Raw genomic sequence first — 14627 nt, 5'->3', positions numbered from 1 at the left:
TTTAACCTTAAATTTGGAACAATATTGAATATTTAAAATATTCAAAAGAACAAAACATCTGATACACTATAAAAAACCTATAAAAACAGAACAAAATGGCAACTGAAAATTATATTCCCGATGAAAAAGACTTATCCATTCTCCGTCTGCTTCAGAAAGACGCAAAGATGAGTGTCCGTGATATTTCGGCAAGAATCAATCTGAGTCCTACTCCTACGCATGAGCGTATCAAACGTATGGAAAAACAGGGAATCATTAAAGAGTATACTGCTGTGGTTGACCGTAAAAAGGTTAATAAAGGAATGATGGTGATCTGTATGATCGCTTTAAATGTTCACAACAAGAAAACTGCGGGAAAATTCATTGAGGAAGTGGGCAGATTGAAGGAAGTGGTAGAATTTTACAATATCAGCGGTGATTTTGACTTTATGCTGAAGATCCTTGCTCCCAATATGGATGAATTTCATGAGTTTTTCGTGAACAAATTATCAGAAATTGAAGGAATCGGCCAGACGAAGAGCATTTTTGTCATGAACAGCATTAAGGAAAGTGTGCAGATTATTTAAGCTAAAAAGCAGCCGCGTATTGTACATGGCTGCTTTTTTCTTTTCAACGGAATATTCCGGATTAGCTTATTGTTTATTTCCAGTAATTCCAGACTGAGCCATCAAATACCGCCAGTGTTTTACTGGTTGTATCATAGCACATCATTCCCGGATATGGATTTTTTACATTAAGATGCGGCGTGGCTATCTGAGGAAGAATCATCGCTTTATTCTGAGATTCCAGCACCAATACGCCATCAGCAGAACTTGTAGCTTCACCCATAATCACTCCCTTCCCTATTTCAGCAGAATTATTAGCAGCAATTGCACTTGAACTTCCGGTATCTGACAAGGATTTCCACGCATCATTTTCGTAGACCTTCACTTTATTATCTGTTACATCAAAGATGAATGTTCCGTTCACCAGAGATCCTGCAGGAAATCCTGAGGTAGCGGGAAGAATTAAACCTTTTGTATTTCCTGATGTATTATCAAAATCTAATATAGTACTGTTTCCATCTACAGTCTGTTTACCAATCGCTACTTGCGCAAAAACTGAATTGAAAACGATTAAAGCAACTGCTATACTTATATTTCTTATATTTTTCATACTATTTATCGGTTAGATTAATCATTACAGCTTCTTTGTACACAGTTCCACTCAGTTCCGTTATAAAGCTTCACACATTTATCCTGAATATCATACAGAAGCATTCCTTCTTTCGGTTCTGCGATGGCATCTCCGGGCTGTGGCGTCTGGCTTACATGCTGAACTCTGGTAATCACAAAACCTTTATTTTTTGATTCCATAGCCAGAAATCCATTAGGAATATTTTCAGGCCACGAATCGCTTTTCTGCTGTACGGTAATTCCGAATTTTGTATATCCGTCAGGGGTTCCTGAAATGCCGGGTTTTGTACAAAATCCATCGATCTCATCAATAATCAGGGGTGCATTTCCACAACTTGTTTTAGCTTCAGACAATCCTTCAGGCCAAAGAGAGGGACACATTGCTTTTGTTGCATTTGGTCCACAGAAACTGGAATTCCCCATTCCTAGTCCTATTACGGATCCCATGACAATAGCTACGATCTGACTGTCATCACTGATGATGGAAGCTCCTCCTCCGCCACTTACGTCTGCTTTTGCAATACAGTACGCTCTCCCGGTAGAAATACCTACATATTCAACAGAAGGATAGGTGGTAGACTGTTGGGTAAATGTTCCGCAAATCTCTACCACACTGCTTGTTCCCATTTCAATAACTGACGTTGTTCCGGGATAAAAACCACCAAATGACGGATCTTCCTGAATCACTGATCCTACAAGGGATAGAAAGGATTTCGCTCCTAATGTAATTTTTGAATTCTTCTGAGATCCGAAAGTTCCTACTTTCACTGTTCCTGTGGATTTAACACTTGCACCATCACCAATTTCCAACACTCCATCGACCTGGATACTATTGGATTGCAATTGTCCGGATTGAATGATAAGGGTTGCTCCGTTCGGGATGCTGATATTGGTAGTTACACTGAGGGTTCCGTTAAGACAATAGGTATTTCCGCTTGTGAGCGCCTGTCCGGTGTAAGGAATACACTGGGCATAAGCCGTTGTACTGAAGACGAACATTAATAAAAAAGATAATTTTTTATTAATATTTAAAAAAAATAGGTTATTCATACACATTTATAATACTTTAACAAATTATTATTATTTAAATAAAAAATATTTAAATTTTCAACATCATCGACCCCACTAACAACAATTAACATACCAAACAACTGTTTAATTTTTTCGTTTTTATATGATATTTAAACACTATATATGACTGCCAAGGCTATCAAAAAACACTTATAATTGTTACACCACAACAAATTACACTCTTCACATCGCACCTATATTCAACAGAATTATTTTCTGGATTTTATATTTCAAATGGTATTTTCTTTACATGTTTAATAGAAATAATTAGGCATTTATTGATATAGCAAATACATCTTTCATACAAACACATCCTCAAAACATAGCCTTTTTTAACCTTAGCTGTTTTTAACTGAATACAACAATAGATAATCTGAATAACAGACGTCCATTCAAATTCACATTAAAAACCGTAAATTTGCAGCATGAATAACGATACGATATGTGCACTGGCTACGGCCAATGGAATAGGTGCTTTAGGCATCATCCGTGTTTCAGGAAATGAAGCTTTATCTGTGGTTCAGAAAAGTTTTCCGGCCAAAAATCTGGAAAAACAGAAATCTCATACCATTCATTACGGTTATTTTATGGATGAGGAGGAAGCTATTGATGAGGTGATGCTTTCTATTTTCCTGGCTCCGAAAAGTTTCACCACTGAGAATTCTGTGGAGATTGCTTTTCACGGCTCTCCGCATATCGGAAAACGTATTCTTGAAACCCTGATCAAAAACGGGGCAAGAATGGCTAAAGCAGGGGAATTTACCCTTCGTGCTTTTATCAATGGCAGAATTGACCTTTCTCAGGCAGAAGCGATTGCTGATGTCATCGCCTCTGAAAATGAAGCTTCGAGAAAAGTAGCCATCAACCAGCTGAAAGGAGGAATCACCAATGAAATCTCTGTATTGAGGACTGACCTTTTAAATTTCGTTTCCTTAATTGAACTGGAACTTGATTTTGCAGAAGAAGATGTGGAATTTGCAGACAGAAGTGCCCTAAGCGGATTACTGGATAAAATTGAAGTCAAATTAAATTCGTTGATTGAAAGTTTCCAATACGGAAATGCCATTAAAAACGGAACTGCGGTTGCCATCATTGGAAAACCGAACGCTGGAAAGTCTACGCTGCTGAACTCCCTTTTGAAGGAAGAAAGAGCGATTGTGAGTAATATTGCCGGAACAACGAGAGATACCATTGAGGAAGTTCTTCATATTAAAGGTCATGCTTTCCGGTTAATTGACACTGCCGGACTTCGTGAAACGGTAGATGAAATTGAAGCAATCGGGGTAAAGAAAGCCAAAGAAAAAGTAGAAAACGCCAATATTCTGGTGTATCTGGCAGATGCTGCTACCGAGGATTTTTCTGAAGATATTGAAATGATTCAATCTTTGTTAAGAGAAGATCTGAAGCTGATTATCTGCGCAACAAAAATTGACGAAGTAATTCCCACAAAATACGAAACGGTAGAAGATATTTTCAGAAACGCCATTTCTCACGATTTTGATTTTATCAAAATCTCAGCGGTTGAAAATCAAAATATTCAGGATCTGAAAAATGAGCTTTCTTCGTATGTGGAACATTTGAAAACTGAAGAAAATAATGTTGTGATCACCAATCAACGACACTTTGAAGCCTTAAGAAAATCCATGGATGCGGTTCATAAAGTAAAAGAAGCGATCTCTTTCCAGATCTCTACGGAATTACTGGCTTATGAGCTTAGAAATGCCCTGGAACATCTTGGAGAAATATCCGGAGAGGTGACCAATGATGAGGTGCTGGGGAATATTTTTTCTAAGTTTTGTATTGGGAAATAACCCAATCTTCTTTATCATATTTTAAGAATTTTGAATTCGAAATATAAAACAGCCTTTTTTGAGGCTGTTTTTTTGTTTATTGAAGTCCCTGTTCGTGGTTTCTGAGCTTTGGAGCTTTATTAATGCCTCAAAGTCTGGAGACTTTGCGGAGCGGGGGAACATATGGAGGATTTTTTTGAGAGAATGAATATTCTTTTAGAAGAATATAATGAAGAGAAACCCATTTGTGAAATGATTGAGAAGGAGATAGAATTGGCTAAAAACTGGATTGAAGAAAACGATTTTGAAAAACCGATAAAACCAGAAAGAGTATTAAATTCAATAGAAGAAAAATCATTTAAAAATACTCTAAGAAATATATTTGATGATATAGATATTTAAAAATTATAATATCGTTCAACCTTTTTTCAAGAATTCAGGAAGCTGGATATTTTAGTCCTCTTTGAAAATATAGTAAAGTAAATTTATTTACGGGAAGCCGTAATGTTTATTAAATTTAATTAATTTATTTTGTATAAATTAGTAGCAAACTACTACCCGTGAAAATAGGCAATTCAAAATTTTGGATCGTCAAAATTAAACTTTCAATATTATGAAACTAAATTATACCATTTCTTGGCATATAGTTCGAAGACTATCGTAACATAACTGGAAACCAAGCCAGTAATTCTAATCTATTTTATAATCAATTGAATATCATTTGGTATTTATTTTTAAAGTCTATAGTGGAAGTAATTTTCATTATAGAGATAATTTTAAATGAAGTGTTTATCGTAAAAAAATCAATAAAAGCTAAACAATAATATGTGGGCAGATAATGAAACATCAGAAGATCTTTTGGGATTTAAAGTACATGCAGACTTACTGGTTGATGTAATCAAAGATGATAAAGTTTTACCAGTAACGATTGGGGTATTTGGAGATTGGGGAAGTGGAAAATCAAGCATTCTAAAAATTGTAGAAAAAGAATTAACAGGAGATGCTAAAGATGGGTTTAAAGATGAAACCTTAGTACTATATTTTAATGGATGGGTATTTGAAGGATACGATGATGCTAAAGCTGCGTTATTAGAATCTATCATTGAAAAATTTGCTAAACATAAAACTATTGGAAATAAGGTAAAGGATGAAACAATAAAACTTTTTAAATCTGTTAAATGGATGCGTTTATTAGGATTGAGTTTCAAAAAAGTTATTATTCCTGGAGCAGCAGCATACTTAACAGGTGGAGCCTCTTTATTACCATTTTTATTAAATGAATTTTCTCAACTTAAACCTAAAGATCTAGCTGAGAAACTGAAGGGAGATGGGGCTGAAGAGTTTTTAAAAGATATAATTAAAAAGAATGAAGATGAAGACGTAACAATTGTTAGAGAATTCCGGGATGACTTCAAAGAAATGATAGATAAATCAGAGATCAAGAAACTTGTTGTGATTATCGATGATTTAGATAGGTGTACACCTGATAGACTCATAGAAAATCTAGAAGCTATTAAATTATTCTTAAATGTTGACAAAACAGCTTTTGTAATTGGTGCTGACCCAAGAATAGTAAGGCATGCGATTGAACATCGTTATAAAACTGACAATATTGAAAAAGCTGACGACCCCGATAGTAGAAATAAACGTATTGTCAGTGATTACTTGGAAAAACTCATCCAAATACCATATTATTTACCTAAACTAACTGATAATGAAGTTGAAACTTATTTGACTATGCTTTTCTGTAAAAAAGCTATGGGAAATGATTTTCAAAAAGTAATTGATGCTTTTGTGGAAAATAGAAGAGACAATAGATATGATGTTTTTGGTTTAGGAGATATTCAGGATTTAGTTAATGAAGAACAAAAAAAAGAATTAATTGAAAGTGTATCTTTAATAGCTTCTCTATCACCTATTATTACGGAGGGACTAAAAGGTAATCCTCGTCAAATAAAAAGATTTTTAAACACCTTTACATTAAGGGACAGACTTGTTAAGGTCGCAAAGTTAACTGACTTTAAAACAGACATTCTCGCTAAACTCATGATATTAGAATATGCTGAAACGAGCTTATTCAGAGAAATATATAATTGGCAATCTTTACAAAAAGGGGAGCCAAAACAACTTATTGATCTTGAAATATTAGCAGGGGAAGAAAAAATAGAAGATATTAAAAAACAATATAGATCAGAGTGGGCTTCTGAAAAGGTAATAAAATGGCTAAATACTGAACCTAAACTTTCAAACGTTGATTTAAGAGATTATTATTGGATTTCGAGAGATCAACTTTCCACTACAATTAGCGGCGCTTCATTAATACCACAGCATATTAGAACCTTGACCAAAAAATTAATTAATCATGGTTCCGGAAGTATATTAGTAAAAGACATTTCACAAGAAGTTATTGGAAAACTTAATGCTAATGACAATGAAACCTTATTATCATTACTTGAAAAGGAACTAATTAAATATCCTGAAAATGCTAGTATTCATAAAGTATTTATTGAAATGATGGTGCAAAATGTGGCTGGTGTAATTGAATCGTATGGCAGAGCCATTAAAAAAACTGACAATAAGAAGATACCATTTAGTCTTCGTAACGATTTTACATTGGCTGAAGGTAAAAATGCAAATATAAAATCTTTATATAGTATGTTTGAAAAAACATCTCAAATTTATAACGCATTAAATTCTAAAAAATAATGGGTACAACACAAAGAATGACACCTGGTGTATCCGGTGAACCAAATTGGGGTAGTTTAAATGTTTCAATTACTAATATTTCTAAAACAATTGAGAGAGAAATAGAATTGGAAGATAATGAAAATATTAATCCTGAAGATCAAGCAAGACAATATAGTAGAATAATTGATAAAAGAAATAATCACTTAAGGTCTGCATATAGGAATCTTGTTAAATCAGGCGGAGGTAGAGCAAATATTACTAGTGGTCGATCTTCTTCGATAGGTAGAGCTGGAATTAGATCTGCTAGTAAAATTGCCAATTTCTTTTCTAGAGTTGGAAATACTGGTTTACAACAAACCTTAACTGACATTGGTTTTGGATCATTGCAAGGAAAGACATTTCAAGAAGTTTTGGATTTCCTTCTTGTATTTTGTTCTGAAACAAATGAAGGAATGGATGAGACCGCAGCTAATAATGCTTCTTGCGAAATAATGAAGGAACTTGCAGAATTGACAGGAAACGATTTGCTAAAATTTGAAGAACTTGTTCAAGAGTATGTTGAGGGAAAAGGTTTATCCGACTTGCTTTGCAAATTTTGGGGAATCTATATTTTTGAGCATTTATCTCAAAGATTTGAAGAAAAGATTCAACAACAAAAAGGTATTGAGAATGCTAAAGAAACTTATAAAATAATCAAAGATGACATTCTTGGACAAGTAAGAGTTTTAAATACTCAAAGACCAATAGAAAGGATTGACTGGAGAGGAAATGCAGGAAATATAGAAATCGAAAAAATCTTTGATTCAATAATAAAAATCATTTGTAATGAAACAAATTAAAGTTGAAAAGTTATTATATGATACAGCTTCTGGTGCTGGCATAATAAACATTAGTGATAATGATGGGGGAAATTCGGTGCTTAACATTGATTTTAAGCCTCTGCTTCCATTTGCAAATCTTGTTAAAAAGGAAATTTTAGATTTTTTTACAATTAGTGCTTCAGTATATGGAATAGATAGATTTGTAGCAAGGAAACAAAATTCTGTAGATGGGTGGTCAAGAGAGCTTAAGGTAAGTTTTCCAGTTCATGATATAGCTAAATGGAATGCCAATAAAGATCATTTAAATAAATTACTATCATTTTTGACTGGAGATTACTGGGATGTATCTTTCAGAATAGTTAATCTCCAACTACCTTATAAAGATTTAGATCATGAATATTTAGTTTCATTTGAGCAAGTAAATTTACTATCAGGAGGTTTAGATTCATTAATAGGTGCTCTGGACTTTCTAAAATCAACCAATGGTAAAGTATTATTTGTTTCACATTATGATAAACAAATGCATGGTCCTAAGGGAGATCAGAAAGGAATAATTCTCGAGATGGAAGAAATGTATCCTGATAGGTTTGTACATATTCCATCTATTAGAGTAACAATGGATAGTACTAATGTGACTAAAGAGACTACCTTTAGGAGTAGATCACTTTTATTTATTGGTCTTGCTTTATTAGCAGCTCAAGCTACTGATACGAGCTGTATTATTGTTCCTGAAAATGGTTCAGTTTCATTAAATTATCCACTTAGTGCTTCAAGAAGGACTTCTTGTAGTACAAGAACAACTCATCCTTTTGTAATTGAAACAGTGCTATCAATTTGGAATAGTTTGTCCATAACAACTTCTATTCATAATCCTTATGAGTTCAAAACTAAAGGAGAAATGGTTGCCTCTTGTGAAGATCAAACTAATCTTGTTAATTTGGTAACACTGTCAAATTCTTGTGGAAAACGTGGACATAGAGCCCATTGGGAAGAACCAACAGCAACTCACTGTGGGATTTGCATGCCGTGTGTGTATAGACAAGCATCCTTGACGACAATTAGTGATGAAACGTCTTATGGTAATTCAATAAATTCTTTAGCACCATTTCTAAAGAAAAAAACACAAGATGTAGGTGCCTGTTTAGACTTCTTAAACCGAGAACTTACAAAAGAAGACATAAAGCAAGAGTTAATCGTGAATGGTGTTAAAAACCTTTCTAAACTATATGAATATGTTGATGTTGTATGGAGAACAAGAGAAGAGCTTAGACGATGGGTTAATATTACAGGTGATGACGAAGTTAAATTAAAAGCAGGATTAAATGATTGATACTCATTGTCATATTGATTTATACCCTAAACCTATTGATATTCTTGATGCATGTGAAAAAGAGGGCTTTCCTATATTATCAATGACAAACTTACCAAGTCATTTCGAGAAAGGTTATCCCTTTTTCCAAAATAAAGTAAAAGTTAGGCAAGCTTTAGGAATGCATCCACTATATGCTGAACACCATAAAAAAGAGTTTCCAAAATTTTTGAAAAACCTTTCAAGAACTTCATACATAGGAGAAGTAGGATTGGATTTTTCTTTGGAAGGCATTGGTACAAAACAATTGCAGGTAGAAATTTTTGAAAAGATATTAAATACAATTGCAAGTCAGAAAAAAATTTTAAGTATACATTCAAGACGAGCTGAAAAAGAAGTTTTAGAATTGTTGAAGAAGTACAAAATTAGAAATGCGATCTTTCATTGGTATTCGGGAGGATTGAATTTGATAGATGAAATTGTGCAGTCTGGCTACTATTTCTCAATAAATCCTGCAATGATTAAATCTGCTTCAGGAAAAAAAATAATCGATAAAATACCTCAAAACCTTGTATTAACCGAAACTGATGGCCCTTTCATTATTGAGAACAATTTGCCAATAAAACCTGGACAAGTAGGCTCTGTAATAACTTATTTTTCTAAAGAATGGAAGTTAAATGAAGATGAAGTTCAAAAAATAATTCGTTCAAATTTTAATAATGTACTCTCTCAAATTAAATAGTTATTGTCTGAATTTTAAATTTACAACAATTATTAAAGGAAGTAAAGTTTCGTAATTAAAACAATATTTAGTATAAAAATATTTACAAATTTGGGTTTATGGAATATCAATTAACCATTAAAACTTTAACAGTTCATAAGGTTTGGAATTTGAATTTGAGATTAGAATTCACTAAATCCGGAAGAGAAATTATCTTGCTATTTATATGATTAGCAAGTTAAGATCTATAACACCTGCTCTCCGAATTATCCTGACTTTGGAGGATATTACAAAAGAAAAACTTTACTATTGCTCCAAAGTCAGGAGACTTTGCGAAGCAAGAGAAAATTCCCTTAGTGGGATATACTTCATATCATAATTCTAAACCATTTATTCTAAAGGAGAATCAAATAAAAGATTTTTCATAACACCAATTGTAAGCATCACTAAAAAGAAGAGTAAAAAATAGGCGAAGAAATTGACCAATCGTTTTTTATTATCATGATTTTGCAACGTATTAGCAGTATAAGTATTTACAAAACTTCTTAGTCCTAAAGTAAATACAACAATAATTGATGTAAAGGTAATATAAAGAATAATAGATTGCTTTAGTTCAAAAAAGAATAAGATTACTAAAATATCTATTAATGCGATAATCCAACTTAATTTAAATATTTTAAAGGACGATATATTTTTTTCCAACATTAAAAATATTGAATTTGAAAATATAATGGTAAGAAGTATTATTTGTAAAATTGTATTCATAAGATTGAGTATTAAAAATTAATATGAGCAAGGATTGGGGAAAGCAATCTTTATATATGCATCCAAACCCAGCCCATCTGCTGCTTTCCTGAAACGTCCGATCTCTAAAATCAGGAAGCTTTGTATACAGACTTCAAAAATAGCGAAAAAGGGTAATGTTTTGGTATCGGTCTGCAGGAGTACCTTTATCAAAAATAAGTATCATGAACGCAATTATTAAAAAACTATCCATTTTAAGTGTGCTGATTTCACTGATGAGTTTCTGTTCCCTAATGTTTGCGCAGGTTTATCCAATCGGGCAGATGTTTTTGACTACTTATGGTCAGTCTTTTACGATGTACAATACAGGGGTGATTGTTCAGGATGGCAATCCGGGAAATGCAGGCCAGGCCGTATATGATCAGACCGGAATTAATTATCTGCGCTTACCGTCTGCCGTTCCTTATCAAAAGGCTTTTTTTCTGGATTTTAATAAAAATATTATAGAATTAGATTACAGATATGGATACCGCGTCGTGGGTTATTCCAATATTCCTGTTCCTCCGCAGCCGGTTATGTATCTGCCAAAGCCTACATATGATCATCAGATAGGAATTGAAACCGCTGACGGATTAAGACCTTTACCCACCCAGATTATTGACGAGCAAAAACCTTATGGGGATGTCATGATGACCAGTGAGCAGAATGCCGTGGACTGTTATAAAAATTCTTTGAATTTTGACGGATCCTTAAACCAGTTGAAATTCGGGGACTGTATGGTAACGAATATGGCAGGACAGAAAGAGCTTGAAATTTATAAATGTGCCAAAAATTCTGCTACCATGGAAGAACAAAGCCTTTGTATGCTCAGTATTTTAGGAGGTTCAAAAGAAAAGCAGATTACTCAGGATATGTTGAAGTGCTATAAAGAATATGGCGGCAATTATGAAATGTATCCTCTTTGTTTCGCTGATAAAGTCAATGATCCTGAACTCAAGCAATTAGTTTCCTGCTTTAAAGATCAGGCCAACAGTGGTGAAATATCTTTTATGGGAACTGCCGTGTGTTATGGAGCAGGTAAACTTAATCTGAATACGGAAGCTCAAATAGCCGTGGAATGTGCGGTAAGCACCGGAGGCCAGCCGTATGCATTTGCAGGATGTGCGGGAGGCCAACTCACCTACCGAGAATTAAATAAATGTCTAACAAACGGAGTTGGTGGTGACAATGGATGTTTCGGAAAAAATAATACGATTGTTAAAGGATTAAACCAGATTGGAGACGCTTTAAAAGGTCAGTTTGGTCCTAATAACGATATCGTCAAAACATGGAATACGACTGTTCATGATTTACAATACGGCCCCGGGAAAAATCATGAAGCGGTAAAAGTGGTCAGAAACATCAGTAACGAGCTTGGGAAAGCAGGAACTAATGTCGCCAAAGAAATAAAAAAAGTCGTTCCCAAAATAAAAATAAAATGGTAAAGCTGATCTTCTGAAAATAAATAACTGATATGTAACCCGGTCTATCAACGATGAAATCCAATATCCTGATGATGTTGGATTTTTCATGACCTCATGATTTCGATGCAAATTGAATTAACAAATCAGGAGAAGCCTGTATTCACCATCATTTTCCACGGGTGCCCTGTGAACACAAGGCAAAGCGGATTGCTCAGGATGATCTACTGCAATGCGCCAAAGATGGCCAATTCCTAAATTGACAGGCTCTGCATCGGGCTTAGGCTGATAATGAAGATCAAAGAAATACTCTTTCAGGAAGTCTTCAAATTCGTCTTCAGTGCCATTATGTAATTTTTTGAGCTGTTCCCGGACTTCAGGAATTAAAATTTTCTGTTCCACCTGATCATTAGCGATGATATCACTCGCTGTTCCGTGATAAGTGCATAGAAAAGTATCTGTTGCAACAGGCGAAAGGTCTACATGATAAGAGTATACATCTGTTGAAATAAAACCAAGTTCTTCGTCCCGCTCATAATTTTTAAGCAAATTAAGAACCGGAGAAGCTCCGAAATCTGTCAATAACTGCAGGTCATTTAAAATAATTTCTCTAGCCATACTTCCCTCTTCTGACAATTCCAATGCTAAAAGATCTTCGCCGGAAACTTCTGTAATATCATCTTTCAGCTGAAGCTTTGTGACAATTTCTTTAAAGTCACCCACTAAATTCCTATGCCAGCAAATGGCATTCATAACGCCTTGAAAATGGGTATTGACAAGTTCAGAAAAAGAAGAAACCACCTCAATTTGATCATGGCCGGAAAATGCAGTGCTCATAGGTTGGAATAAACAGTTTAGCTGCTTAATTCTGCACAAAAATACGGAATAGGTTCTCAATCGCATAAGGTGAAGGCTAAAAAAACAGCATCCTTTTAAAGAATGCTGTTTATATATAAGGTTATTGATTTTCAGTTTTGTTTTTTACTTCTTCAGTATCTTTTCTGTTACTGTTGAAGATTTTGTTTTAAGTTTAATATAATATACTCCTGTCTGAAGAGAAGATAATACGATCTGTTCCTGCATCATATTCAAAGTTCCCTGTTTTAACAGTTGTCCCGTAGTTCCAAAGATTTCATAAGATACCAAAGGCTCTTTGCTCCTGATGGTAAGCACATCCTGAACCGGATTCGGGAATAATTGAATTCCTGCCTGTACGGCTGTTTCCTCTGCCGACATCTGGCTGCATGCTGACTTGGAATATTTTGTAATGAAAGACTGGGATTTTCCTCCCGTCACATTTACTGTCATGGTATTAACATTATCATTGGAATCTGTAAAGAGCTGGTCATGAAAAAGACCTCCCAGTACATAGTTTCCATCTTTATCTACAGCAATGGCTGTAAATTCATCCTGAACCTGAAAATTACTATGAATTTCTCCGGTTCCAATTACTGCACCCGTATCTTTATTGAAACGTACCAGCAAAGGATCTGATAAATCTGAATTAGGACGTGTCATTGAAAAGCTTCCCCAAATCTCATTCCAGCTTCCTTTGGCGAAGGCCAGTTCATTTCCGTTCAGTGCCAGTTTTCCTTTCATGAAACGGTACGCAGAAAAGCTTGTAAGTCCATCCGGAACTTTTGCCCATTGTACAGCTCCATCAGCATTCAGCTTCATCACAAAAGGAGTCTGTCCCTGATAATTTTGTACAGGAAAAGAATAGTTTCCGAAAGTGGTAGGAACTGTTCCTGAAAAATAACGTCCGGAAATATAAATATCTGAAGAACCTGAACCTTTGATTACGGAATGAATTTCATCATCCATAAATGCCGGTAAGCTATTGTCAAATTCTTTTCTCCATAATTCAGCTCCGGTACTTCCGTTAAACGCAAGTATATAGGCATTTTTTGTAAAAGGAATATTATTGTACGAAAGACTTTCCATAGTACTGCTGTAGTTTCCTACCATTCTTTTTCCTGCCAGATAATATCTGTTTAAGCTTTCATCGTACAGCAGATTTACTTTACCATCAGTTCCTCCTGCAGTCAGTCCTCCGCTTATAGGAAGCAAAAGTGGCGTTGCAGGTGTCATACTCCCGTTATCATAGTTGAATTTAACCAGATAGTACTGAAAGGAGGTAGTGAAGGTTGAAGGCACGGTAATTAAACCATTTAAATGATTTCCTGCTCTGAAACCCATCACAGCATGAATATTTTTAGATGAATCCATATACATCATCTGAACATCACAGCGTCTGCTGAGATAACTGACATCTCCCTGCAAAGCTTTACTCCAATCCAATGTTCCGTCAGAAGTTTTATATTTAAGCAGATATGCCGCTTTATGCGCCGGTTCTACTGTCTGATCATAATAGGTATACAAAGGCATGGTGTGAGTAGCATCAAAATGCATAGGAAGAGCGGTAGGATCGCCGCTGTAAGAATTATTATAAAGAGTAGCCATTACATATAAACCACCATTATTATCCACTTCAATATGCCAGGCATTTTCACCATCTTCTGATCCGCCAATAACGGTAGACCACAGTGCATTACCCTGACAATCCGTAGCAAACAAAATAAGATCACGTAGTCCATAATTAGGTACAGCTACCCCATTCAGATTCTGGCCTCCATTCCATACACTTGCGAGATAATAGGTGTTGTTATTGTTATCTACAACAATATCCCGTATAGATTCATCAAATTGGTAATTAAACCCCGGATCGGCAGAACCGGATTGGCCGCCGGCCTGTTTTGCCCATTGCCACTGGTAAGTCTGGCTAAAAGATAATACCGGCAACATCAATAGTAATCCCCAAAGCTTGTTTTTTAGTTGTATCATATAA

13 protein-coding genes are annotated in these 14627 nt (G+C 34.8%); 8 read left to right on the top strand and 5 right to left on the bottom strand.

Annotated features, from left to right (window positions below):
- Positions 1-95: 95 nt before the first annotated feature.
- Positions 96-566 carry an Lrp/AsnC family transcriptional regulator gene (locus tag JNG87_RS14815; RefSeq protein WP_202839179.1) on the top strand — a complete coding sequence of 157 codons (471 nt, stop codon included), beginning with the start codon at positions 96-98 and terminating at the stop codon, positions 564-566.
- A gap of 73 nt (positions 567-639) precedes the next feature.
- Here JNG87_RS14815 and JNG87_RS14810 read toward each other — a convergent pair whose 3' ends face one another.
- Both JNG87_RS14810 and JNG87_RS14805 read right to left on the bottom strand, forming a co-directional pair.
- Positions 640-1155 carry a hypothetical protein gene (locus tag JNG87_RS14810; protein ID WP_062672123.1) on the bottom strand — a complete coding sequence of 172 codons (516 nt, stop codon included), beginning with the start codon at positions 1153-1155 and terminating at the stop codon, positions 640-642.
- A gap of 17 nt (positions 1156-1172) precedes the next feature.
- Positions 1173-2174, bottom strand: coding sequence for a hypothetical protein (locus JNG87_RS14805; RefSeq protein ID WP_202839178.1), 1002 nt, complete (start codon positions 2172-2174; stop codon positions 1173-1175).
- Positions 2175-2671: 497 nt separating this feature from the next.
- On the opposite strand from JNG87_RS14805, the gene mnmE reads away from it, so the two are divergent.
- From mnmE to qatD, 6 genes are all read left to right on the top strand, one after another.
- Positions 2672-4057 carry a tRNA uridine-5-carboxymethylaminomethyl(34) synthesis GTPase MnmE gene (mnmE, locus tag JNG87_RS14800; protein WP_110010585.1) on the top strand — a complete coding sequence of 462 codons (1386 nt, stop codon included), beginning with the start codon at positions 2672-2674 and terminating at the stop codon, positions 4055-4057.
- A gap of 162 nt (positions 4058-4219) precedes the next feature.
- The gene (locus JNG87_RS14795) at positions 4220-4438 is read left to right on the top strand and encodes a hypothetical protein (protein ID WP_202839175.1); all 219 of its coding nucleotides are present in this window, start codon (positions 4220-4222) and stop codon (positions 4436-4438) included.
- 423 nt (positions 4439-4861) lie between these two features.
- A complete protein-coding gene (locus JNG87_RS14790; RefSeq protein WP_202839173.1) occupies positions 4862-6742 on the top strand; it encodes a P-loop NTPase fold protein in 1881 nt (626 codons plus the stop codon).
- Positions 6742-7563, top strand: a complete 822-nt coding sequence (locus JNG87_RS14785) for a hypothetical protein (RefSeq protein ID WP_202839171.1) — start codon at positions 6742-6744, stop codon at positions 7561-7563. Before JNG87_RS14790 ends, JNG87_RS14785 begins: the two co-directional genes overlap by 1 nt.
- Positions 7550-8875 (top strand): Qat anti-phage system QueC-like protein QatC, encoded by a 1326-nt coding sequence (gene qatC / locus JNG87_RS14780; RefSeq protein ID WP_202839169.1) that lies wholly within the window; start codon positions 7550-7552, stop codon positions 8873-8875. The genes JNG87_RS14785 and qatC overlap by 14 nt, the downstream gene beginning before the upstream one ends.
- The gene (gene qatD, locus JNG87_RS14775; protein ID WP_202839167.1) at positions 8868-9596 is read left to right on the top strand and encodes a Qat anti-phage system TatD family nuclease QatD; all 729 of its coding nucleotides are present in this window, start codon (positions 8868-8870) and stop codon (positions 9594-9596) included. Before qatC ends, qatD begins: the two co-directional genes overlap by 8 nt.
- A 369-nt stretch (positions 9597-9965) precedes the next feature.
- Here qatD and JNG87_RS14770 read toward each other — a convergent pair whose 3' ends face one another.
- Entirely contained in the window at positions 9966-10340 is a 375-nt protein-coding gene (locus JNG87_RS14770) for a hypothetical protein (RefSeq protein ID WP_202839165.1), read from the bottom strand.
- 203 nt (positions 10341-10543) lie between these two features.
- Between JNG87_RS14770 and JNG87_RS14765 the strand changes: the two genes are divergently transcribed.
- The gene (locus JNG87_RS14765; RefSeq protein WP_202839163.1) at positions 10544-11803 is read left to right on the top strand and encodes a hypothetical protein; all 1260 of its coding nucleotides are present in this window, start codon (positions 10544-10546) and stop codon (positions 11801-11803) included.
- Between the two features lie 114 nt (positions 11804-11917).
- Here the strand turns inward: JNG87_RS14765 and JNG87_RS14760 are convergent, their stop codons facing one another.
- Together JNG87_RS14760 and JNG87_RS14755 are read right to left on the bottom strand one after the other, a co-directional pair.
- Positions 11918-12616: a DUF1826 domain-containing protein gene (locus tag JNG87_RS14760; protein WP_202839161.1), complete on the bottom strand. Its 699-nt coding sequence runs from the start codon at positions 12614-12616 to the stop codon at positions 11918-11920.
- A 144-nt stretch (positions 12617-12760) separates the two neighbouring features.
- The gene (locus tag JNG87_RS14755) at positions 12761-14623 is read right to left on the bottom strand and encodes a T9SS type A sorting domain-containing protein (RefSeq protein WP_202839159.1); all 1863 of its coding nucleotides are present in this window, start codon (positions 14621-14623) and stop codon (positions 12761-12763) included.
- Positions 14624-14627: the final 4 nt, after the last annotated feature.

The organism is Chryseobacterium cucumeris (assembly GCF_016775705.1).
Taxonomy (GTDB): domain Bacteria; phylum Bacteroidota; class Bacteroidia; order Flavobacteriales; family Weeksellaceae; genus Chryseobacterium; species Chryseobacterium cupriresistens.
This window is presented reverse-complemented; position numbering and strand designations above follow the sequence as displayed.

Bases quoted from the DNA above. Each gene is read 5' to 3' on its own strand.
- JNG87_RS14815 (WP_202839179.1), top strand. From the start codon at position 96: ATGGCAACTGAAAATTATATTCCCGATGAAAAAGACTTATCCATTCTC.
- JNG87_RS14810 (WP_062672123.1), bottom strand. From the start codon at position 1,155: ATGAAAAATATAAGAAATATAAGTATAGCAGTTGCTTTAATCGTTTTC.
- JNG87_RS14805 (WP_202839178.1), bottom strand. From the start codon at position 2,174: ATGTTCGTCTTCAGTACAACGGCTTATGCCCAGTGTATTCCTTACACC.
- mnmE (WP_110010585.1), top strand. From the start codon at position 2,672: ATGAATAACGATACGATATGTGCACTGGCTACGGCCAATGGAATAGGT.
- JNG87_RS14795 (WP_202839175.1), top strand. From the start codon at position 4,220: ATGGAGGATTTTTTTGAGAGAATGAATATTCTTTTAGAAGAATATAAT.
- JNG87_RS14790 (WP_202839173.1), top strand. From the start codon at position 4,862: ATGTGGGCAGATAATGAAACATCAGAAGATCTTTTGGGATTTAAAGTA.
- JNG87_RS14785 (WP_202839171.1), top strand. From the start codon at position 6,742: ATGGGTACAACACAAAGAATGACACCTGGTGTATCCGGTGAACCAAAT.
- qatC (WP_202839169.1), top strand. From the start codon at position 7,550: ATGAAACAAATTAAAGTTGAAAAGTTATTATATGATACAGCTTCTGGT.
- qatD (WP_202839167.1), top strand. From the start codon at position 8,868: ATGATTGATACTCATTGTCATATTGATTTATACCCTAAACCTATTGAT.
- JNG87_RS14770 (WP_202839165.1), bottom strand. From the start codon at position 10,340: ATGAATACAATTTTACAAATAATACTTCTTACCATTATATTTTCAAAT.
- JNG87_RS14765 (WP_202839163.1), top strand. From the start codon at position 10,544: ATGAACGCAATTATTAAAAAACTATCCATTTTAAGTGTGCTGATTTCA.
- JNG87_RS14760 (WP_202839161.1), bottom strand. From the start codon at position 12,616: ATGAGCACTGCATTTTCCGGCCATGATCAAATTGAGGTGGTTTCTTCT.
- JNG87_RS14755 (WP_202839159.1), bottom strand. From the start codon at position 14,623: ATGATACAACTAAAAAACAAGCTTTGGGGATTACTATTGATGTTGCCG.